General features: G+C 59.6%; 30 protein-coding genes. 19 read left to right on the forward strand and 11 right to left on the reverse strand.

Annotated features, from left to right (window positions below; translation table 11 throughout):
- Positions 1-407: 407 nt before the first annotated feature.
- From ACYU70_RS20885 to ACYU70_RS20895, 3 genes are all read right to left on the reverse strand, one after another.
- Positions 408-1,064, reverse strand: a complete 657-nt coding sequence (locus ACYU70_RS20885; RefSeq protein WP_342300139.1) for a toxin-antitoxin system YwqK family antitoxin — start codon at positions 1,062-1,064, stop codon at positions 408-410.
- A 156-nt stretch (positions 1,065-1,220) separates the two neighbouring features.
- A complete protein-coding gene (locus ACYU70_RS20890; protein WP_342300138.1) occupies positions 1,221-1,454 on the reverse strand; it encodes a hypothetical protein in 234 nt (77 codons plus the stop codon).
- A 92-nt stretch (positions 1,455-1,546) separates the two neighbouring features.
- Positions 1,547-2,995, reverse strand: coding sequence for an FG-GAP repeat domain-containing protein (locus ACYU70_RS20895; RefSeq protein ID WP_342300137.1), 1,449 nt, complete (start codon positions 2,993-2,995; stop codon positions 1,547-1,549).
- Between the two features lie 160 nt (positions 2,996-3,155).
- Here ACYU70_RS20895 and ACYU70_RS20900 point away from each other — a divergent pair, with 160 nt between their 5' ends.
- The 8 genes from ACYU70_RS20900 (at position 3,156) to ACYU70_RS20935 (ending at position 7,495) form a co-directional block, all read left to right on the forward strand.
- Positions 3,156-3,695 carry a contractile injection system tape measure protein gene (locus ACYU70_RS20900; protein WP_342300135.1) on the forward strand — a complete coding sequence of 180 codons (540 nt, stop codon included), beginning with the start codon at positions 3,156-3,158 and terminating at the stop codon, positions 3,693-3,695.
- 54 nt (positions 3,696-3,749) lie between these two features.
- The gene (locus tag ACYU70_RS20905) at positions 3,750-3,914 is read left to right on the forward strand and encodes a DUF3606 domain-containing protein (RefSeq protein ID WP_342300134.1); all 165 of its coding nucleotides are present in this window, start codon (positions 3,750-3,752) and stop codon (positions 3,912-3,914) included.
- Between the two features lie 49 nt (positions 3,915-3,963).
- The gene (locus tag ACYU70_RS20910) at positions 3,964-4,482 is read left to right on the forward strand and encodes a hypothetical protein (RefSeq protein ID WP_342300133.1); all 519 of its coding nucleotides are present in this window, start codon (positions 3,964-3,966) and stop codon (positions 4,480-4,482) included.
- A 147-nt stretch (positions 4,483-4,629) separates the two neighbouring features.
- A complete protein-coding gene (locus tag ACYU70_RS20915) occupies positions 4,630-4,848 on the forward strand; it encodes a hypothetical protein (protein WP_342300132.1) in 219 nt (72 codons plus the stop codon).
- Positions 4,849-5,097: 249 nt separating this feature from the next.
- A complete protein-coding gene (locus ACYU70_RS20920) occupies positions 5,098-5,856 on the forward strand; it encodes a toxin-antitoxin system YwqK family antitoxin (protein ID WP_460616094.1) in 759 nt (252 codons plus the stop codon).
- Positions 5,857-5,969: 113 nt separating this feature from the next.
- Positions 5,970-6,302 carry a hypothetical protein gene (locus ACYU70_RS20925; RefSeq protein WP_460616095.1) on the forward strand — a complete coding sequence of 111 codons (333 nt, stop codon included), beginning with the start codon at positions 5,970-5,972 and terminating at the stop codon, positions 6,300-6,302.
- A 157-nt stretch (positions 6,303-6,459) separates the two neighbouring features.
- Positions 6,460-6,927 carry a hypothetical protein gene (locus ACYU70_RS20930; protein WP_460616096.1) on the forward strand — a complete coding sequence of 156 codons (468 nt, stop codon included), beginning with the start codon at positions 6,460-6,462 and terminating at the stop codon, positions 6,925-6,927.
- 136 nt (positions 6,928-7,063) lie between these two features.
- Complete coding sequence (locus tag ACYU70_RS20935) at positions 7,064-7,495, forward strand: hypothetical protein (protein WP_460616097.1); 432 nt, start codon at positions 7,064-7,066, stop codon at positions 7,493-7,495.
- A 74-nt stretch (positions 7,496-7,569) separates the two neighbouring features.
- Here ACYU70_RS20935 and ACYU70_RS20940 read toward each other — a convergent pair whose 3' ends face one another.
- Entirely contained in the window at positions 7,570-7,821 is a 252-nt protein-coding gene (locus ACYU70_RS20940; RefSeq protein ID WP_460616098.1) for a hypothetical protein, read from the reverse strand.
- Between the two features lie 115 nt (positions 7,822-7,936).
- On the opposite strand from ACYU70_RS20940, the gene ACYU70_RS20945 reads away from it, so the two are divergent.
- Together ACYU70_RS20945 and ACYU70_RS20950 are read left to right on the forward strand one after the other, a co-directional pair.
- Entirely contained in the window at positions 7,937-8,317 is a 381-nt protein-coding gene (locus ACYU70_RS20945) for a DUF2750 domain-containing protein (protein ID WP_460616099.1), read from the forward strand.
- Between the two features lie 121 nt (positions 8,318-8,438).
- Complete coding sequence (locus ACYU70_RS20950) at positions 8,439-9,287, forward strand: hypothetical protein (protein ID WP_460616100.1); 849 nt, start codon at positions 8,439-8,441, stop codon at positions 9,285-9,287.
- 157 nt (positions 9,288-9,444) lie between these two features.
- Here ACYU70_RS20950 and ACYU70_RS20955 read toward each other — a convergent pair whose 3' ends face one another.
- Entirely contained in the window at positions 9,445-9,990 is a 546-nt protein-coding gene (locus ACYU70_RS20955; RefSeq protein ID WP_460616101.1) for a hypothetical protein, read from the reverse strand.
- A 149-nt stretch (positions 9,991-10,139) separates the two neighbouring features.
- Here ACYU70_RS20955 and ACYU70_RS20960 point away from each other — a divergent pair, with 149 nt between their 5' ends.
- Positions 10,140-10,646 carry a hypothetical protein gene (locus ACYU70_RS20960; RefSeq protein ID WP_460616102.1) on the forward strand — a complete coding sequence of 169 codons (507 nt, stop codon included), beginning with the start codon at positions 10,140-10,142 and terminating at the stop codon, positions 10,644-10,646.
- Positions 10,647-10,754: 108 nt separating this feature from the next.
- Here the strand turns inward: ACYU70_RS20960 and ACYU70_RS20965 are convergent, their stop codons facing one another.
- Complete coding sequence (locus ACYU70_RS20965) at positions 10,755-11,327, reverse strand: hypothetical protein (protein WP_460616103.1); 573 nt, start codon at positions 11,325-11,327, stop codon at positions 10,755-10,757.
- 260 nt (positions 11,328-11,587) lie between these two features.
- Between ACYU70_RS20965 and ACYU70_RS20970 the strand changes: the two genes are divergently transcribed.
- From ACYU70_RS20970 to ACYU70_RS20990, 5 genes are all read left to right on the forward strand, one after another.
- On the forward strand, positions 11,588-11,956 hold the full coding sequence (locus ACYU70_RS20970; protein WP_460616104.1) for an ArsR/SmtB family transcription factor: 369 nt from the start codon (positions 11,588-11,590) through the stop codon (positions 11,954-11,956).
- Positions 11,953-12,576 (forward strand): mercuric transport protein MerTP, encoded by a 624-nt coding sequence (merTP, locus tag ACYU70_RS20975; RefSeq protein ID WP_460616105.1) that lies wholly within the window; start codon positions 11,953-11,955, stop codon positions 12,574-12,576. Before ACYU70_RS20970 ends, merTP begins: the two co-directional genes overlap by 4 nt.
- Before the next feature lie 10 nt (positions 12,577-12,586).
- Positions 12,587-12,817: a GDCCVxC domain-containing (seleno)protein gene (locus ACYU70_RS20980; RefSeq protein WP_460616106.1), complete on the forward strand. Its 231-nt coding sequence runs from the start codon at positions 12,587-12,589 to the stop codon at positions 12,815-12,817.
- Positions 12,818-13,296: 479 nt separating this feature from the next.
- Positions 13,297-13,674: a hypothetical protein gene (locus tag ACYU70_RS20985; protein WP_460616107.1), complete on the forward strand. Its 378-nt coding sequence runs from the start codon at positions 13,297-13,299 to the stop codon at positions 13,672-13,674.
- 76 nt (positions 13,675-13,750) lie between these two features.
- The gene (locus tag ACYU70_RS20990) at positions 13,751-14,290 is read left to right on the forward strand and encodes a helix-turn-helix domain-containing protein (RefSeq protein WP_460616108.1); all 540 of its coding nucleotides are present in this window, start codon (positions 13,751-13,753) and stop codon (positions 14,288-14,290) included.
- A gap of 54 nt (positions 14,291-14,344) precedes the next feature.
- On the opposite strand, the gene ACYU70_RS20995 is transcribed toward ACYU70_RS20990, so the two are convergent.
- The gene (locus ACYU70_RS20995) at positions 14,345-14,746 is read right to left on the reverse strand and encodes a hypothetical protein (protein WP_460616109.1); all 402 of its coding nucleotides are present in this window, start codon (positions 14,744-14,746) and stop codon (positions 14,345-14,347) included.
- Between the two features lie 115 nt (positions 14,747-14,861).
- Here ACYU70_RS20995 and ACYU70_RS21000 point away from each other — a divergent pair, with 115 nt between their 5' ends.
- From ACYU70_RS21000 to ACYU70_RS21010, 3 genes are all read left to right on the forward strand, one after another.
- Complete coding sequence (locus tag ACYU70_RS21000) at positions 14,862-15,221, forward strand: hypothetical protein (protein WP_460616110.1); 360 nt, start codon at positions 14,862-14,864, stop codon at positions 15,219-15,221.
- 86 nt (positions 15,222-15,307) lie between these two features.
- Positions 15,308-15,628, forward strand: a complete 321-nt coding sequence (locus ACYU70_RS21005) for a hypothetical protein (RefSeq protein ID WP_460616111.1) — start codon at positions 15,308-15,310, stop codon at positions 15,626-15,628.
- A 38-nt stretch (positions 15,629-15,666) separates the two neighbouring features.
- Entirely contained in the window at positions 15,667-15,831 is a 165-nt protein-coding gene (locus ACYU70_RS21010; protein WP_460616112.1) for a DUF3606 domain-containing protein, read from the forward strand.
- A 49-nt stretch (positions 15,832-15,880) separates the two neighbouring features.
- On the opposite strand, the gene ACYU70_RS21015 is transcribed toward ACYU70_RS21010, so the two are convergent.
- The 4 genes from ACYU70_RS21015 to ACYU70_RS21030 all read right to left on the reverse strand — a co-directional run bounded on the left by ACYU70_RS21015 (position 15,881) and on the right by ACYU70_RS21030 (position 19,922).
- Positions 15,881-16,930: an LLM class flavin-dependent oxidoreductase gene (locus tag ACYU70_RS21015; RefSeq protein ID WP_460616113.1), complete on the reverse strand. Its 1,050-nt coding sequence runs from the start codon at positions 16,928-16,930 to the stop codon at positions 15,881-15,883.
- A gap of 77 nt (positions 16,931-17,007) precedes the next feature.
- Positions 17,008-18,132 (reverse strand): LLM class flavin-dependent oxidoreductase, encoded by a 1,125-nt coding sequence (locus ACYU70_RS21020; RefSeq protein WP_460616114.1) that lies wholly within the window; start codon positions 18,130-18,132, stop codon positions 17,008-17,010.
- 91 nt (positions 18,133-18,223) lie between these two features.
- Positions 18,224-19,129: an NmrA family NAD(P)-binding protein gene (locus ACYU70_RS21025; protein WP_342298944.1), complete on the reverse strand. Its 906-nt coding sequence runs from the start codon at positions 19,127-19,129 to the stop codon at positions 18,224-18,226.
- Between the two features lie 46 nt (positions 19,130-19,175).
- A complete protein-coding gene (locus tag ACYU70_RS21030; protein ID WP_342298942.1) occupies positions 19,176-19,922 on the reverse strand; it encodes an NADPH-dependent F420 reductase in 747 nt (248 codons plus the stop codon).
- Positions 19,923-19,934: the final 12 nt, after the last annotated feature.

Here is a 19,934-nt window from a genome sequence, read left to right on the forward strand (position 1 = left end):
GTTCGGTCCTTATCGACCGCATCAGTTCTTTGGCCGGTGAGGGTCTGGCATACGACGAAGAAGTGGACATGTACACCTGCCCGGCCATGGACAACGAGTTGTTATGGTTCGATTCCATTGAGCAGGACGGGCAGCGGGGCTACCGCGTTAATTCCTTTGCCTTCCCGAGCTCTTACTTAGTAGATGCCACGATTGCTGTGCTACGGGCGGCGGGCGGCGTTGGCCCAGCCCCGAGACACGACGTATCGGGGCGGTCTTGGCGGGATGCTAAAACACGCTATCCCCGCTGGCTCCCATAAGGCCAGAAAATGTGAGGGTACCACTCGTTTGATTGAATGGAGCGCGTTTACCTTCGGACCGTTCAAGTAAACCGTGAAGGCCGGCCGTGGCCACGCTGAAAATGCGCCTCAACGCGGCAGGCCAAACAGGTAGGTGGTGACGGGAAACGTGTCGATGAACTTGCTGCGGATGACCCGGCCGCTCTGGTCGTAGAACACTTGCTCGAGGAGCCGATTGTGGGGGTTGGTTGGCCCGGCCTTAATCAACTCGTACTGCAAGTACCCGTCCTTTCCGTAGCAGTATTCGCCCGATACCAGCGTGCCGTTCCGGTAGAAGGCTTTGCGCCGGATGCGCCCGCTCGGGTAGTAGTAGTCGTAGTACCACCCGTCCAGTTGCCCCTGGGCAAAGGGCGCTTCGATGGTTTTGCGGCCCTTGCGGTACGCCACCCACGGCCCGTGGTAGCGGCCCTCGCGGTACGAAATTTCCTGGAAGAGGTACCCTTTCCGGTAAAGCCGGAACGGCCCGTCCAACTCCCCGTTTTGGTAATGGGCTTCGTGGTGCAGGTCACCGTTGGGGTTGTACCCCGTGGCCAAGCCGTGGCGCAGGCCGTGGGCGTAGGTGGCGACTTCTTTAATTTTCCCGGACGGGTAACGGGTCGTCACCTGGCCGGTGAGCGTATCGGCCCGCACCGCCGGGCCATGGGCCGCGCACCGCGCCGGACGGACGGAAACCAACTCGGTGAAAAGCACTGCCCTGAAGGACCACAACAGCAACAGGAAGGTCATCGACGGCGGCGTGATACAGGTGGTCGTTGGGGTTAGGCTGCGCGTAAGGTAGCAGGTAACTGCATTTTCGTCTAAAGGCTCCTTCAACTGAACAGAGCGCGTTCAGGGCACGACCCTTTTCGTGAACGCAGACAACAGGCGGCTTTACATTTGGGGTTAACTCAGCACCTTCAACGGCGGCGGTCCCTCCCGGCGAACCTTTTCGATGGCCTCCTGCCAGTACGCCCAAAAGGCACTATCGGCGGGGATGTCGGGGGCAAGGTATTCGCCGCCGCTTAAAATGTCGGTCAAATCGGTGGAGTTCGTCGCTTGCCAATAGGCGGTGAGCGTGTAGAGCATGGCTTCGTAGCCTTCCTTGTCGGTGATGGTTCGAGTGCTCGTTATTTTCATACGCGGGACCACAGGGCATCAAAGTGAACAAGAGGACAAAGTTGAAATTACGCTCGTTATTCTGTTCGGACCGTTAAAGTGAACAGCTTCCGCTACGGTACGCTCAGCCGCGCGGCGGGCAGCTGGCCAACGACGGCACCGCCCATGCCCAGGGCGCGCAACTGCACGATATACAGCCCCGGTGCCCACGCCGCCGTTGGCAGTTCGGCCTGGGCGGCGCCGTGGCCCACCGGCAGGGCGTAGGAGCCCACGAGGCGCCCCGTGGCATCGAGCACGGTGGCCTGCACCGCGACCACCGCCGGGGGCAAGCCCGCCAGCGCGAGCCGGGCGTGCTCCGCGGCGGGGTTGGGGGCGAGCGTGGCGCGGGCCCCGGGCAGGCCGGAGCGGGTGGCCAGCGGCGTGGTCTGCAGCAACACCGCCGCGGCCGCGCTGGTGTAGTTGGCCGCCAGCAGGTCCCGCTGGCCGTCGCCGTTCACGTCCGCGGCCACCACGTTGAACGGGGAGGCGAGCGGCCCCGCGCCGCTGCCGGTGGCAAAGGTGAGCGGCGCCTGGAAGGTCCCGGTGCCCGTGCCCAGCAGCACGCCCAGCGCATCGGTGCCGAAGTTGGCCGTCACCACGTCGAGGTGGCCGTCGCCGTTGAGGTCCGCCGCCGCCAGCCCGGCCGGGGTGCTGCCGGGGCCCGTGCTGTAGGCGGCCACCGCTTGGAAGGTGCCGTTGCCGTTGCCCAGCAGCACGCCCAGCGCATCGGAGCCGTAATTGGCCGTCAACAGGTCGGGGCGGCCGTCCGCGTTCACGTCCGCAACGGCCACTTCGTAGGGCGTGCTGTTCGGGCCGGTGCTGCAGGAATGTTCCGCTTGCAGGGACCCATCGCCGTTGCCGAGGAGTACCCCCGCCGAATCGCCGAAGAAGTTGGCGGTCAGCACGTCCAGCCGGCCGTCGCCGTTGACATCGGCCAGGGCCAAGCTGAAGGCACTGCCGCAGGCGTAGGCGCGGGCGGCCTGGAACGTGCCGTTGCCGTTGCCCGGCAGCACCTGCACCGCGCCCCCGTTCGCCGCCGCCATGAACGAGGCCGTGACCACGTCGAGCCGCCCGTCGCCGTTCAGGTCGCCGACGGCGACGTAGTCGACCGTGAGCCCCGGGGCGGAAGTCAGGCGGGCGACGGCTTGAAACGTGCCGTCGCCGTTGCCCAGCAGCACGCCGACGGCCCCCACGCCCTGAATGTCGGCAAACACCAGGTCCGGCCGGGCGTCGCCGTTCACGTCGGCGACCACTACGTTTCGGGGGCTGGTGCCCGCGCCGGTGGCGTAGGTAACGACGGGCTGAAACGTGCCGTTGCCGTTACCCAGCAACACGCCCAGCAGGCTGTTGTACGTGTTGGCGATGACCACATCGGGGCGGCCGTCGCCGTTGACGTCGGCGAGCGCGAGGCCGTACGGGCTGAGTCCGCCGGAAGGGTACGCCACCACGGGCGCAAACGTCGGGGCCTGCGCCTGGGCCGCTAGCCCAGCCAGCAGCAGGGGGCCAAGGAAGGAGTAATTCATGCCGACAAGCTACGCGCAAAACCCAAAAGTGGCCGCTCCCGGGATTGCAAATGGGCCGGTCCTCCTCTGCGTGAATGGAGCGCGTTTACCTTCCGACCGTTATTTTGAACTTGTAATCGGGTTCCTACCGGGACTTCTTCCATCCTACTTGCCGACCCGAATGTCTTTCCGTCCCCCTGCCCCTGTTTCCGAGCCGGCCGAAGCAGCCGCCCTGGCCAACGCGGGCTTGGTCCTGCTCTGGCCTTTTCTGCCAACGCTCTTCGAGCGCCTGGGCTACTTGGCGCAGCAGCAGTTCCAAGACGCTGCCCGTGCCGCGCGGGCGGTGCACCTGCTGCAGTTTCTGGCAACGGGCGAAGAACCCCCGCCCGCGTCCCGGCTGTTGCTCAACCAACTGCTGTGCGGCGTGGAACCGGGCGGCTCCCTGGCGGGCGAACCCGCCTTGACGGACGCCGAAAAAGCCACCGGCGAAGACTTGCTCCGCGCCGTGCTGAGTCGGTGGGAAGTCCTGAAAAACACGAGCATCGCCGGCCTACGGGAGACCTTCTTGCAGCGGGCCGGCAAGCTGACCTGGTTCCCGGATCGTGTGACGCTGACCGTCGAAACCAAAACCCTTGACATCCTACTCGACCAGCGCCCCTGGTCGATTGCCCTGATCAAGCTGCCGTGGATGACACGCCCGCTCTACGTCAATTGGCGCTAGCCACCGTTTTCTTGAATGCCCTCTTTTTTTTCCGCCCGCTTGCGTATAGCTGGTATGCTCCCTTCACCCCCTGCCGATGCCGCGCGCGTCAACCTGGCTTCCACCGTGGAAGTCAACTACTGGTGCCAAACCCTGAACTGCACCGAAACCCGCCTGCGCAACGCCGTGCTCGCCGTCGGGCCGCTGGCTGCTGACGTGCAGGCCTACTTGCAGCGGTAAAAACGGCCCCGCAATAGATGCTGCTACTTCGACCGTTTATTTAGACTCCATGCCTGCTTATCCTTTTCGCTTTCCCCTATTTGTTTGCGTCGTGCTGTTGTTTCTCTCTGGATTGGGAACCTCCTGCAACACCAAACACGCGGGCACGCACTACATAGCGGGCTTCTCCAACCTTACCGTCTTTATCGATTCCTTGGTCGCCGACCAAGCGACCATTGATAACACGCTCCACCTGGAATTGATGACTGCGCGGGATACCTTCCTCGTCAAGCCTGTTGGCCAAGAGCTGCGCTTTCCGCAGTTAAAGGATTCCCTAATTCAAGTCAATATTTGGTATCAGGACTGGTATTGTCCGATACAGGGCGAGATGCTGCGCGAGGAGTACCCAGCGATGTATTTCCCGGGCCGCAATGCCACTATCAGCATCACGACGGATTTCGCCGAGCACCCCGTGGCCAAAAGCGGGGAGAAGCTGCAACCCGAGCGGGTATTCTACCGGATTAAATTTGAGGAAGAAGGCCGGTTCTTTTTCGCCCCTTTGACTCACGTCAACCGGAGCACGAAGTAGGGAAGGGCTTCAATAAAGGGGGATGCTTATAAAATCCTTCTTCAACTGAACAGAGCTGGTTTACCTTCGGACCCTTTGGCTGTACTTGCGGCATTAGCCTCCTGGACCTACCTTAGCACTTGGTCTTTTTCTGCCTGCGAACGCTTTATGCCGTGGCTCCCCTCTTTCGTTAAGCTGTTCCTGCTTTTTGTAACGGGCCTCGTCCTGCTCCTGGTAGGCTCCATTGGCGAGCTGCAATTGGTGGACAATGGGATGCTGCGCAACCTTTTTGGGGCCTTGTACCTGGTGGGCCTGTTGTTGATGGTTGGCAGTCCCCTTCTGATTGGGCTCAAGTTTTTCGACCGATTAGACCGAAAGCCGAAATAGGGTCAAGCATCGGCGAACTCCACCTTTTAGCCTTCGGACCGTGGCTGTTGCAGAACCCTGTGGACCAGTCGAAAACGGCATTGTCGCGCTGGTCGGCTTTTGTAAAAAGGGCCTCTTACGGCTTTTTCGCTTGGTTCGGCTCGTGGGAACCTGGCCTACAAGGGTCGCGCTGAGCTCTGCAACAGCCACGACCGTTTGCTTAACCAAGCTATGGGACGAATAATCCGCACGCTATTCCGTCTAACAACTTTGCTACTGCCCGCATGCGGGCCGCGCGAAAAGGTAAAGGTAGAATACTACCCCACGGGGGAGGTTAAATACCGGGCACCCCTTGATGGGCAAGAGTTGGTGAATGACACGGCGAAATACTTTTACAAAAACGGCGCGCCAAGCGACGTTCTGCCTTATCGCCATGGCCGGCTTGACGGACTGGTAAAAAGGTATTACCCCAGCGGGCAGCTCGAGTCCACCGAGACCTGGAAAAACGGAGAACGGTTTGGGCCGGAAAGGTTTTATTACCCGACTGGCCAACTTAAAAACAAGGGGTTCCGGTACGGAAGCATCCATCGGGACACGACGCGCTCGTATCACCCCAATGGCGAAGAGAGCCAAATGATTGCGTACAACGACCAGGGGCGCCGAGTGGACTTCGGGGTGTGGCGTCCGAACGGACAGGTTGACACCACGTACACCCGTCCTTTTTTCATTACGGACCGCGACACGTTGCCCGAAGGCCAAGATTACGCCTTTGAAGTGGTGCTGGGCAACCGGCGTTCTGATGCGGTGAATGTAAAAGTGCTGCGTCCTTCGACCGGGGTAGACAGCACGAAAGGCGTGTATTCCCGCACCCGGTTCCTCATCCGCCGCCCCACGCGTGGTCGGCATTCGGTAACGGTGGAAGTGCTCAACATTTGGAGGGCTCACAAAGGGAGCGATACCCTCTGGTACAACAATTTCAAACCGATGAGTAAATCGTTCTGGGTGCTTTCAGCCCCTGGCGAGAAATAACGCTTCTTTCACCAAATAGCGCACCTTTCGCTATTCGGACCATTTAAGTGAACTTGAATAGGTATGGTCAAACCTATTGCTGCACGGTGTTCATTTGTGGAATGACAGATAGCGTGTCCACAGAACTAGCCGATTTTATCCGCCACAAGTGTGGCTTTTCGGACGAGGAAGAAATCAACTCCCATACGGGCATGTCACGCGATTTGGGCGTGTACGGTGATGATGCGGTCGAATTCCTTATCGCGTACGGCGCGCACTTTCACGTAGACGTCTCCGGCTTTATGGCCGCGGATTATTTCGATGGCGAAGGCATGGACGTATTGGGTGGGCTCCTGCGTGCAGTGGGGCTGGCCAAGAGTCGGAATCGGAAGGAACTGACCGTGGGCCACCTGCAACGAGGAATAGCAGCCCAAAGGCTGGATGAACAGGTCATTGCGGGCGGGTAACTACTCCGGTTGACACATAACTTAAAGGCTCGTTATTCGATTCGGACCCTTTCGCTGAACGACTGATTACTTTTAAGACACCGCTATCAGACGTCTGACGGCCGTAATCCCGAAAACACCCGCCCGAAGCGAATAGGCCATGAAATATCCCGCCCTAATGCCCTTGGTCGCAGCCTTGCTCGTGGGTCATCTCGCCCGCGCCCAGGCCGGGTGGGTCACGGCCCGCGGCTATGAAGGCGTCATTTTTGCGCAAGAGCATTCCGTATCCCCCGCTCCGGACCTGCCCGGGGCCCGCTTCACGCCCACGCGGGCAGAGGTGGCCGCCGCCGAAGCCATCCTGGCCCGTCAACTTGCCGCCGCCAACGCGGGCGCGCCGGAGCAGGGGGGCGGGTGTCCGCTCATTCACCGGCGAACCCGTGCCTACTGGCGGCAGTACGTGGGTTTTGTCAACGGGCAAGGCCAGAAGGTGATTTGGGTCAACCTGCTCTGGAAAGACCCGGCCCGCCGGTCCGCCTTGGCGCAGCACGTGGTGCAGGTGCTGGACGGGTGCAGTTACTACTGGAACGTCAAAGTAAACCTCTTAACCGGCCGCTTGTACGAGTTGCGCATCAACGGGAGGGCATAAACCCTCTTTCAGCTGAACGAAGCGGGTTTACCTTGCTACCGTTTACTTGAACGCAGCAACATATTTGCTTGAGCGACGAAGTGGCGCAGGCGGCGTGGTAAATACCTTCGCGCTCCAACGTTCTTTCCCCTGTCACATGATGCCCCTCCTCACTCGGGTCGGCGCACTGCTCTTGCTCGTGGGCGGCGGGGCGTGTTCACCCCGCCGCCTTGTAACCAACCACTACTACGTGCTGAACGACGTCCCACAGCGGAATATGATGCTGCGGCTCGACCAGGACGGCCGGTATGTCTTGCGGAATCGGGTGCACGGGTCCTTGGCCTTCGGCGCAGAAGGCAGGTGGGTGTCCCTGGCAAAAGGGCGGCTCCTGCTGCTAAAAGCGCAGGACAGCCTCGGCGTATCGGGCACGAGTGCGCGGGTTGCCGCTCCCTACGGCGAAGCCCTGGACCTGCAAAAAGCCTTGGACAACCGCGCGTATATCTTCCCGGCCATGCACCACGACACCGTGGTGGTGCTCCCCCACCACATCCTCAACTTACACGGTTACCCATTTAAACTGAGGCGCTAAACCCTCGTTTACCTTCGGACCCTTTGATTGAACAGCGTTTCCGCCATGTTGCTGGGACAACTGCTCGCTTTGCACTACTGGCTTTTGCTGCTAACTGCCACGACCCGTCTCCCTTCATCGGTGATAAAGTAATAGGAACGCCCCGCCACTTCTTGGCTTTTGATTAATCCCGCCGTGCGCAAGGCGTCGAGTTCTTTCATCAACTGCCGGCCGTTGAGCCCGATCGTCGCGCTCAGCGCGCGGTCGAGTTGGTACCAGTACCACTCCCCGTCGTGTTTCTGGATATAGGTCAGCAGATGCAAGCGGAATTGGAAGTCGTCCAGCATGCTGTAAACTTATTCAATACGCTCGTTCTTGCATTTGGACCCTTTTCTTAAACCAATGCCTAGTTACAGCGGGCATATGGAATAGCTTGCGGGGAGATTACCCGAAAGCCTGCCGATGAATACGCACAAACGAGAAAACATCTATAACCTGCCGGCGGCCGAACGCTACGGCTACCTGATTCGCACCGTGGCCGACGCCGAGGCCATCTGGGTCATTCGGGACGGCACCCAAACGGTGCTGGTTGGAGAGGCAACGGCCCAGGACTTGATTCCGGTGTGGCCCGAAGAGGCGTTTGCGCAGCGGCATTTGACCGGCGAATGGGCCGACTACCGTGCCGAGGAAATCCCCCTAGATGACTTCTTGCCCTGGTTGGATGAGTTACAAGCCGAAGGAGTCGCCATTGCGGCCTTTCCCAAAGAGAACATGCAAGGAATTGTGGTGGAGGCCCGCGAATTGAAAGCTCATCTGCTGCACGAACTCCAGCAATACGAGTAGCTAACCCCTCGTTTTGCTCTTCCGACCCTTTCCCTAAACTAGCCAGTATCTTGCTACCACGACGTCAAGTCGTTTCGGCCGTACCTGCTTACGCCCCGACGCGTTATTAGCGCCCATTCCCATGATGTTGCTACGCCCGGTTGCTTGGTTCTTGCTGATTGGAATTCTTGGGTGCCAACCCCAGGCCGGCCACACCCCTGCCTTTGCGCCCACTGGCGGGGAGGGCTTTGCCGTTCCCGTGCTGACCCAAGCCCCTTCCGCCATGCGGCACCCAAGGTCCAACGCTCCGGATACCGTGCTCCGGGTGTGGCCTTCCTTTGTGGGGCGGTATGCCTTTGCCCCCTCCATAGCCCTGGAACACCCCGACAGCGTCTCTGGGAGGGACTACCTTGCGGGCCGGGAGTTGAACCGGCTGGAAGAATCCGACTCGCTGACCACCGACGGCTTGGAGGTCTTGGCTGACTATGGCCGCACCATCCTCGACGTGCCGCTGGCCGACTCCGTTGCCCACCGGACGTATCCGGTGTACGTCGCCAACGCCACCCCCCGAACCAAGTACCTCTACGGCTGGAGTTCGGGGGTGTACGCCATTCAGGAAGCCAAGGACCGGGCCGGGTTCTGGCGGCCCATTGAACGGATGGGCAGTGCCTGGTGTGGCAACGGGGCGTGGGCCCTGGCCCTTCGGTCCCGGCACATGGCGGTCTTCTTGGCGCGGAAGTACGACGGCCCCTTCGCCACCCGCTTGCGCATCCGCCTGCAGAACGGTGAGAGCCGCTACGTCACCGGGTCGTACCCCGGGCGCATCGACGAACGGCAATTCACCGTGTCACGGCAAGAATTTCACTACTTAGAGGAAAATCACTTGGCGTTTTATCCCTTGTATTTCGGGGCCAAGCCGGACGCCCTGGACTCGATTGAGCAGCGGCAGTGGCGGAAGAGCGACGGATACCGCCTGATGGGGAACCCTTGACCCGCTAACCGCGGTAACCGTACCTAGGGTACGAAAAAGGCTCCTTTGATTGCACGGGCTGCGTTCAGGGCTCGACCGTTTTTGTAGACGGGTATTCTTTTGCTTGTGTGATGAACGATGTTCGCGAAAGGCTTTGCAAAGGGCCTCCAGAGGTTTTTTAAGGAGCCGGCTGGTAATTGCAAAATTGGCCGCGCACTACTTGGAATAAAGTTGTAGTGTTGCTCAACAAAAAGGCGTACAGGGTGCGGCCGTCTGCCGACAGCCGACGGCAGTTAATAACGGGGCCATTTTTTCTGCACGTGATGCAGGGCCGTTGGTTGGGGGCAGAACCAAAGCCGTAGATCACACCGATCACTTGGGCGGAATCTGCGCTCACCTGGAGCGTATACTCCGCCCCGGTTTCCTCAAAGCCCCCTGAAGGCAAATACTTAACCGTCCGCTCCACGCTGCTTACATCATGGTCGCCGTTGGCATAGTAGCGCCATTGCCCCACCTTTCGACCTCGCACGTAGTTCCCTTGTGCTGCCAGTCCTCCCCACGGATATAAAAACACCCAGTGCCCCCTCTTAAGCCCTTGGGCATCCGTTTGATTGTGCTGGGGGTGCTGCGCTACTTGTGCGCTTAGATGCCCGGAGGCGGTTAGCAAAAGCGCCGAAAGGAGCAGGATTTGGTTAATGATAGGCCTGATGCTTCGAAAAATCATGAGGGGAAAGACGTGAAGAAGTCGTTTGCCTACTTGCGATGCATAAAGTGTTAAGTATGCACAATACGCAGCTAGTTGCACGCTAACGCTCCTAATTCTGAATTGGGCGCGTTTAACTTTCGACCGTTTTCCTATACACTAGCCCGCTGATGCAACAATCCCCCACGGCTCAAGAGGCTATCCGGCAATGCTTCGAAGACGATGATGTTTTCTTTGAATGCCTGCTCTTGGAATACAACTACGCGCCCACCGCGCACTCCTTCACGTGGGTCGGTGCGCCTGGCCTGTTTTTCGGACCTGACCGGCCCGGGCGCTTGTTTGTCCGGCTGCATTTCACCGGCGTTTCAGAATTTCAGCACCCCTACCCGACGGGACCAGGCACGGCAATGACAGAAGCGACGCATTCGTTTTTCGCGCCCGACTACAAGGGAACGTACGAGTCAGAAGAAAGCCGCCTCACCAATCAGGATGGCCGCTACCACCTAACCATCACGTTGCCCCATCGGTTGGGAACCCTGCACTTTCACTTTGTCGAGGTGGAGGTTTCGTTTTTATTGGCCACCCCGGTGCCAACGGGCGAAACGGTCACGTACGTTTCGCCAACGCAGCAAGTCCTGGATTTCTATCGGCCGTTTAGCTCCCAAAATGACCGCTGACGAATGACCGTTTACGAGTCGGAGGCGAACCCTCCTTCGATTAAACGGAGCGCGTTTACCTTCGGACCGTAAACGTAAACGTGTACCATCTTTTAGAAGTGGTATTTCTTACAAAACGGGTGGCTTGTAGCGCGCTAAGGATTGGAATGGGCCTGGTTTAGCATGGAACTGGCGGTGCTCTAACACCTGGCAGGCCTCGGAAATACGCCACGTTTCTTGGCTTCCCGTCACAAAGTTCGTATCCCGGTAGCGCCACCCGGCGGGCCCCGCTACCCCGTCACAATCCCCGCCCGTGCGGCCGGATTCGACGGTTTCGCCAATTCGAATGAACGTGCCGGTTTGGCACCGGAACACGGTGCGGATGCGCCAAAACCAGTTGCTGGCGCTGTAGTGGTCCAGCACCAAGGTGCCGCGTTGAATGAGGACGCGGCGAAACGTTTCGTGGTCCTGGCCCCCACGGCCCAGCACCGCGTGAGTGGAACGGGCCGCGAGCTGGTACCCGGTGGCCGTGCCCCAGAGCACCACCAACACCCGTTCCGGCCGCCGCGGCGCAGTGGCGGCGGTGTTGCGTAGGCAGAGCACCAGCGCGGCGTCGGAGCGGCCGTCGCCGTTCAAGTCCCCCACGGCGCGGCCGAAAGGGAATGGCTCGTACCCCGTAGGAATAAATGCCTCGAGGGGCAAGCTATGCGCGGATGACAACGCGGCCATTTGGACAGGTTCCAGCCCGGTTAATCCGTGCAAGTGAAACCCCCACATGCAAATAGCTGGCGTCAGCGACGGAAAGTACATGGATGTAAAGAAAGGCTCGTTTCAATAAATGGCCGCGCTTTCGACCGTTTTCTTGAACCGATAATCCTGTACCATCGTGAAAATATGAGCAACCTTTTCTTGTACTTTAGCATTTGCTTAAATACGAGAAAAGAATTTTGCTCCCTTTCCCAATGGATACCCCTTCCTGCGGTCGGGTCTTTGCTGACACCAACTACATTCAGCAGTGCCAGCAACGTCTCAATCAGGCCGCTCCCGCGCTTAGCTCGCTCGCCCACGTGCTGGCCTTGGCTGGCAACGAAGTGCGCCTACAAATGCTTTTCCTGCTCGCCGATGAGCAGCTCTGCGTGTGCGACCTGGCCGACGTGCTCCAAATGACTATTTCGGCCGTGTCCCAGCACCTGCGCAAGCTCAAAGACGGCGGTGTCGTGACCGCCCGCAAAGCGGGCCAGACGGTGTTTTACACCCTCAGCGCCGAACACCTGCCGGTGCTGCAGCCCCTGTTGGCCCGCCTCACCACCCAACCCGAACCGGCCCTATGAACAATGCCCCCGTCCAACCGTCCAAGTCATTGTTTGGCGCCGGCTTATTGGCCGCGCTGGCCGCCTCGCTCTGCTGCATCACCCCGCTGCTGGCTGTGGTCGGCGGGCTCGGCGGTGCGGCCAGCGCCTTCGCCTGGCTCGAACCCTACCGCCTCTACCTGGTCGCCCTCACCGTGGGCGTGCTCGGCTTCGCCTGGTACCGCCAGCTGCGCCCCGCGCCAGTGGCCGCCGACTGCTGCGCCGTGCCCACGAAGAGCTCCATCATGCAGTCAACGGGCTTCCTGGCGTCCGTTACGGTCCTGGCAGTCCTGCTGTTGGCCTTTCCCTACTACGGCGCCAAACTTTACCCCACCACTAAGCCCACTGTTCAGGTGGTCAGCCCCCCCGGCGGCGCCCCCATCTGGCAAACCCGCACCTACCGTATTCAGGGCATGACCTGCGAAGCCTGCGCCCACCACGTCGAGCAGGCCGTGCAGCAAGTGCCCGGCGTGCAGTCCGTGGCCGTTTCCTACGACCAAGCTACTGCCCAGGTGCGCTACAACAGCGCCCAAGCCCAGCCTGCCCAGGTCGAAAGCGCCATCAACGGCACCGGCTACCACGTCCAGAACCCCACCCACTAACCGCCGCCCCATGACGCCGACCCAACCCGTCACCCTCACCTCCGTGCTCACCTGCCCTGCCTGCCAGCACGCGCAGGCCGAGCAGATGCCCACCGACGCCTGCCAGTGGTTTTACGAATGCACCAGCTGCCACACCCTCTTGAAGCCCCTGGCCGGCGACTGCTGCGTGTACTGCTCGTATGGCTCGGTCCCGTGCCCGCCCATCCAAGAACAAGGCCCAAGTGCCTGCGGTTGCTGCTAATTATTTCCTCCTTTTACTTTTCTGCAATTATCTAGACAGTGTCTGGATAATTACTCCTGTTGCGATTCCGACCGTTTACCTAAACGCAACTCCTGCTCCTGTTCGGTGTCTTCATTCGTTCACCTTTCCATTGGTTATGCAACGCACTCCTTTTCTCCTGCTTGGCGTGGCGCTCCTGAGCCTTTACGGGTCCGCTTCCGCGCAAACAACGCCAGCCCCTCCACCCAAAACCCTCCCGGGGAAAGGGGGGCTGCGCCCTAAAAGCGCGGCCGCGCCCACGCGCACAGCCCCTACCGCGGCCTTTAAAATTGACACCGCCGCCCTTCGACGGTCCGGTCGCCCGGCGGACCGAATTCCAAGCCGCCCCCGAGTGAAGGAATAAGGTAGGTGAACGCCGTTGAGGCAATTGCTCCAATTTCTGAACGAAGCGCGTTTAAGCCACGACCGTATTCGTGAACCTCTATTCTTATTCAGTCCGCATGGCGTTGTACCTCTCCCGCTTAGAATTACAGGCCCGGGTTCACGCCGGCAAGGAAGTCGAACAATGGATGGGTCATGCCGACGAAGGCGATTACACGGTAATTAAGTGGCTTTGCCTAGCGCCAGAGGACGGGCACCAGTACAGCGTCAATTACCTCGAATCGTTCGATGAAGGCGACGAAAACTGGCAGCTCGTGCCCGAGTTCTCCCTATTGGACCCCGATGCCGAGGAGCGTGCGGCCTTTGATTCGGTGGAAGAAGCCGTTGCATACGCCGTGCAGATCTACGGCGCTTCGCCGGACCGATTTGTCCCGGGAGGCATGTTGGCCCAGGAGTACGCTCGGTACTGGCAAGGCAAAAACGCCTCTGCCAAGTGAACGCTCTGGACCGTCTTGATAAGTTGACATAAGCTGAGATGCAGGCCGTTTGAAGGATTACTAATACCTTCCGCCAATGAAAGAAGTGCCGCCCGTCAACCTGCCCTACGACTACCGCAATCCCACCCAGCCGCATGTGCCACCGCCGGCCCTACCGCGGGTGGAGCCCGCGCCGCCCACTGGCCGTGTACTGCTGCCACGGCCAGTCGCGCCCACGGTTAAGCCCCCCCGGAAGGCCAAGCGCAAAGTCGCGTTCCTGGTGGAGCGCACGCGGACGGGCTACTCGGCCCACGCCGAAACGCATGGCATCAATACGGTGGGCACTACCGTAGCCGAACTGAAGGCCGCGATGGTCGAGGCAACTAATCTGTGTTACCAGGACGAAGGATTGGTTTACACAGTGGACGACTTGGCCATCACCCCCGACGTGGCGCAGTTCTTCGAGTATTACCATGTGCTCAACCCCGAGGCACTGGCCATCCGCATCGGCATGTCCGCGCAGCTGCTTACCCAACTGGTCCGCGGCCATCGTAAACCGACACGCCGGGAAGCAACTCGTATCCTGGCGGGACTAAAGGACCTCGGGCAGGAACTCGCAGCATTGGAGCCACTCTAAGATGACCATGGGGGCCGTTTGGCTAAACCTATGCTAGGTTAAGTACATTGTGCGTTAATGCTGTTGGTCGTCAATGAGGGCCTTCACTAAGCGTGAAAACGCCTGATTCCCGATGTGTAACGCGTCTTTTGAAAGCTGCAGGGAGTGGGCAATTTTGACGGCGCGGCGTATTTCCTGCCATTCCGTGACGGTCCATCGGGCCGGCAGCAGTTCCTCGCCAACGCGCGCCAATAGCCATTCCCGCTCGACCAGGTACTCGACCTTTCCAATCACCTGTGGGGGCTGTGGATAGCCGTACAGCCGGGCAAACTGCTTTTTTGTGACCCCTTGGTAAAACCGGAAGTGCGATTCGTGGCGCTGGTTTTCGGGGATGTGGTCATAACAGGCAACCCATGTCCGAAAGCGAAGCGGCAATACGTTGCGAAGGGGTGGCGGGAACTGCTCGACCGGATTCATGCGGCCAAGTTCGCAGGATTCCCCTGCTTTCGCAGCTTCGACTATTAACGTGAACGGCAATTCTACTTTGTTACAAGTGGTAAGCCTTGTAGGCATAACCAGATGAACTTCTCGCATGATGACAGAACAGCATAACCTCGTTTCTGACAGTAAGCCACCGGAACGCTTTACCACGCTTATCGAGCTGCTTGCGGCTATCAAGCGTCGGCCGGCCATGTACCTGAGCAAGAATTATATCTCATGCCTCAGAGCCTTTTTAGACGGATGGTTCCTCTTGGCTTATCAATACGGTATCGACTTCGATGCCGAGTGCATGGGGGCGTTTCAGGATTGGATCGTCGCCAAGTATGGTATTACCACCAGCCACGGGTGGGCCAATATCATTTTGTTCTACTCGCAAGATGAAAGCACGGCGCTCAGGGATTTTTTCACGCTGTTTGAAGAATGGCAGGCGGGCGTGGACGTCAAGGCCTGACATCGACCCTCCAATTTTTGAACGGAGCGCGTTTAAGCCACCACCCTTTTATCAAACTGGTAGCCAATGTTTCAGTACTTGCGCCCATGAATCCAGCCGCACCATTACCACCGTTATCGCTTTCGTTCCGGGTCGGAATTGCCCTCGTTGCGTTGGTGGTGGATGTGCTGGCCGTTGGGTGGCTGCTGCTGGAAGGCACGGGCTTCGAAATCCACGACACGCCCGATTTAATGGCTTCCCATCGCCTATCTGCGGGAGCCAAAGGGCTGCTCGCCGGGCTGCTGCTGGCCAATGGGGGCCTGCACTTGTTTTTGCGGCATACGCACAAACGCCAGGCGGCCCGTTGGTTCGGCATAGGGGCCTTGCTTCCCATGATTCTGCTCGTGCTCAGCCTTTGGAATGGCTAACCCGCGGGTTGCTTTCCATTCCCGTGCGTATACCCACCATGCTCCCTTCTCCTCCGGCCGACGCCACGCGCGTTAACCTCTCTTCCACAGTGGAAGTCAATTACTGGTGTCAAGCCCTGAACTGCACCGAAACCCGCTTGCGCAACGCCGTGCTCGCCGTCGGTCTGCTGGTCGCCGATGTGCAGGCGTACCTGCAGCGCTGAAGATGCACCAAGACGTACGTGTGCTGCTAAGACCGTTAAAATGAACGTTTTATTCGCTATTGCCATTAATCTCCGCCATGATTTCGGCGAATAGGCGAGCGGATTTTATCCGGTCTTCCAGCGCGTACATGGTGGAGGCCGTAATGAGCTCATCCGCGCTGGTTTCGGCCAAAAACGCCTGTACTTGCCTCTTTACGGTTTGCTTGCTGCCCACAAAGGAGTACTTCAGCATTTGCTGCACGGCCGGATGGTGCCACATGCCCTCCAGTTCCTCCGTCATTTCTGTGGGCGGCTGCAAAGCCTCTTTTGCCCCGCTGGTGAGCAGGGCCACGAACATGCGGATGAGGCTAGTAAACTGTTGCTGCGCGTCCTCATCGGTGTCGGCCACGTAGGCGTTGATGCCGACGATGGTGTAAGGCTGTTGCAGCATGGCCGACGGCTGAAACTCTTCACGGTAAATCCGTATAGCATTAAGTAAATGAGTGGAAGCAAAATGGCTGGCAAAGGCATAGGGCAAACCCAGCTGGGCCGCCAGGTGCGCGCTGTCGGTACTAGAACCGAGAATATACAGGGGAACGTCGGTGCCCTCGGCCACCGGGGCACGGACGACGGCGTGCTTATTTTCTGGCGAGAAGTACTCCTGGATTTTGCTGACTTCGCGGGGGAAAGAGTGGGCTGCCTGCATGAAATCCGAGCGGATGGCCTGCGCGGTTTGCGAGTCGGTACCGGCGGCCCGTCCCAGGCCCAAATCGATGCGGCCGGGGTACAAGTGCGCCAGCGTGCCGAACTGCTCGGCCACAATCAAGGGCGAGTGATTCGGCAGCATGATGCCGCCCGAACCCACGCGGATGGTGGCCGTGTTTTCAGCGACGTAGCCGATGAGCAGGGAGGTGGCGCTACTGCCGATGTTGTCCGAGTTGTGGTGTTCGGCCAGCCAGTAGCGGGTGTATTGGTGGGATTCGGCGGCCCGGGCCAAGGCCAGGGAGTCGTGGAGGGTCTGTTGTATCGTGCGGCCCTGCGACACGATGGCCAGGTCTAAGATAGAATAGGCGACCGGTGGCTTTTCCGGGCGGTTGGACTCGTTAACAGGAGGAGGCATGGCTTCTTTAGATAAGTGCCCACGGGGGTAACAGCAGGCCAGATGCTTGAATAGCAGGATTGGAAAGCAGGCGCCGTTTAAATAGTTCGGAATCCTGGTTTTGGTAGGTCAAGATTTCCCCGCAGGGTTTCGGCCTCGTACTCTCGATGGAAAAGGCCGCGTTCCTGCAGAATAGGTACCACCAGCTCAATAAAGTCCCGTAGCCCGTGGGGGTGGTCTTGTCGAACCATGAACAGGTCGATGGCCCCGGCCTCGTACCACCGCTGTATTTCCGTGGCAACTCGTTCGGCCGAGCCCATAAACAAGGGGACGGGGGTGTGCGAGTACGGGCCCAGCGCTAGGATTTCTCGGTACTTCTGATAGGCCTCGGCATCAGTGCGGCCCACGATGGGGTTTTGCGAAATGGCGCCCACAAAGTGTTCCGGCAGCCGGCCTTTTTCAAGCAGCTTTGTTTTCAGCGCATTCGCGAGCAATACCGTTTCCTCGAAGGTGCTGCCCGCCATAAAGACGCCGTCGGTGTAGGACGTGGCTAGGTCCACGAAAGTGGGCGAACTGCCGGCCATGTACAGCACCGGCCGGCCCTGCACCGAGCGGCTCAGGTTCAACGGGCCATCCACCGAGAAGTACTTTCCCCGGAAGTTGACGGGGTGCATCTTGCGCGGGTTCAGGAAGACACCGCTTTCCTTATCCCGGGGAAAAGCGTCGTCCTCGTACGTGTCCCAGAGGCCCAGCAGAATTTCCAGAAACTCCTGGTGCATGGGGTATTGGTCGGCTTTGCCGAGGTGACCCCGGCTGAAGTTCACCATCCCACCCGGATTGGAGGTGATGGCGTTCAGCGAGGCCCGGCCCTTGCTGAGTTTGTCCAGCGACAAGACCTGCCGGGCGAGGTTGTAGGGGTCGTTGTAAGACGTTGAGGCCGTCAAGGAGAGGCCGATGCGCTCCGTTTTCATGGCGAGGGCAGACATGAGCGTCCCCCCTTCGAACATGCTCAGGTAGTAGGGAATGTTGCCGGGGCCGACGTGGCTGACGTCGTACAAAAACAGGGTTTCGAACTTAGCCTGCTCCGCCAGCTGGGCCTGTTGAATGAAGAAATCAATGTTTTCGCCGGCGTCGGCGGGCATATCGGGGTGTCGCCAGGAGGAGAAATTCCACCCCGGCCCATCAATGACTGCGGCCAGCTTTAACGTTTTTCGGTTGGTCATTACAAGGAGTATAAATGCGTGTTTTTGCCCCGGCAGAACCTTCTCTGCAAGCCAAGGGTCTGGCCGATGATATCCAGCACCTGCATGTCCTTTACCCCGTTACCGCTGATTCCCTAATTGCAGCCTTGTGCTCCTCCAGAAACTCCCGGAGGGTCTTGGCGGGTCTGCCCAGGACGTACGGAACATCGTTTTGCACCATGGACATGTAGGACATTCTACCGTCGAGCATCTGCGTGACAAAGTCAATGTTGGCCTTGGCGTACCAGCTCTCCGCCCCATTGGCCAGCAGCGTTTCAATCAGCTCTTTGAAGCCTGCCAGGCCTTTGTCTTCGTGCTTGATTTCCAGGCCGGTCACCTCGCTCAACAGCGCCGCAATTTCCTGTCCGTTAAAGCTTTCTACACTTAACCAGTAATGCTGACCACCGTGACGCGCTGGCCCGTCGACGAGGGCTTTGGCGGCCACCGCCGCGATGTCGCTGGAGGCGATGTAGCCAACTCGGCGGTCGTCCCAGTAGCTGGTGTAGGTTAGATTCTTCGGGATATACAGCCCCGTGAACACCTCCATGAACATGTTCGGATGAAGGTGGGTCCAGGCAATGCCGCTGGCCTCGATGTACTTTTCAATCAGCTGGTGCCACGCAAAGTGCGCGTCGGTCGTGTCCCACTCCGCGAACACGCCCACGTGCACGATATGGCGGACGCCGGCTTTCTTGGCCGCATCTACCAGGGTCTTGCTCTGCGTGAGCATGGCCACCGTGTAGCCGGTTAGCAGAAACACCCGGTCCACCCCGGCCAGCGCTAGCGCAAAGGTTCTGGGGTCATCCAGGTCCAGGTAGTGGCAGTCTTTTCCTTCGCGGCGAAGCTGTTCTACCATCTCTTGGTTGCGCGACGTGATGCGTACGTTGACGGCTTGACCTTCCAGGTCTTTGACCACTTGACGGCCGATAGTTCCGCTGGCGCCCAAAACAAGGACAGTCGGGTGTTGCTGGTTTTCCATGTGAGTTTGCATTGAAGTTGTATTCGGTTGGTAGGGCCTGGACTGGCTAGGATTTACCTAGCTGCCGGGCGCGGTTGCCGGCTACTACTTCTTCGCGGGTGGGCCATGCTTCGCGTTGCAGCAGCTCCGAGATAATCTGGTCGCGTATCTGCGGGGCCTTGCCGGGCACAGCATTGGCCAAGGCGTGGGTTAGCTCCGGGGCCGTGAGTTCGGTGCAGTAGGCCGGCGTGCCGGGCTGCTGCCGCCACGAGTCGGCCAGGCTGCCCCCGTCCACCACGTCAAAGCCGAAGTCGTTGCAGAGGTCGGAAAGAATTTGTTTGGCGCGCTCATCGTCGCCCGCAATGGAGAGGGCAATGCGGCCGGGTGTTCCGGGCGCGGTGCCGCCGCTGGCAATCGTCTCGGCCAGCAGGTTGTTGAAGGCTTTCAGCAAGGGGCGGCCCAGCTGCTCGGCCGCCAGCACGCTCTCCGGCTGGCCCTGCTCCAGCGCCTCGATTTTCTCGTCCCGGAAGGGGTAGTAGTTGCCGGTATCCACCACGATTACCTCGGGGGGCAACGACCGGAACAGGTCCTTGGGAAACTCGTCAATTACCTTGAAAGGCACGGCGATAAAAACGAGGTCCACGTCCTGCACCACGTCATGCAGAGTGGCGGGGCTAGCCCCCAATTCCTGGGCTTTGCGGGCCAGTTCGGCCGGCTGGCGGGTGTTGGTCACTTTCACCTGATGGCCGAGAGCAGCCAGGTTTTTGGCGAGGGAGCCGCCAACGGGGCCGGTGCCAATGATTCCGATTTTCATGCAATGGGGATT

Source organism: Hymenobacter segetis, assembly GCF_054776495.1.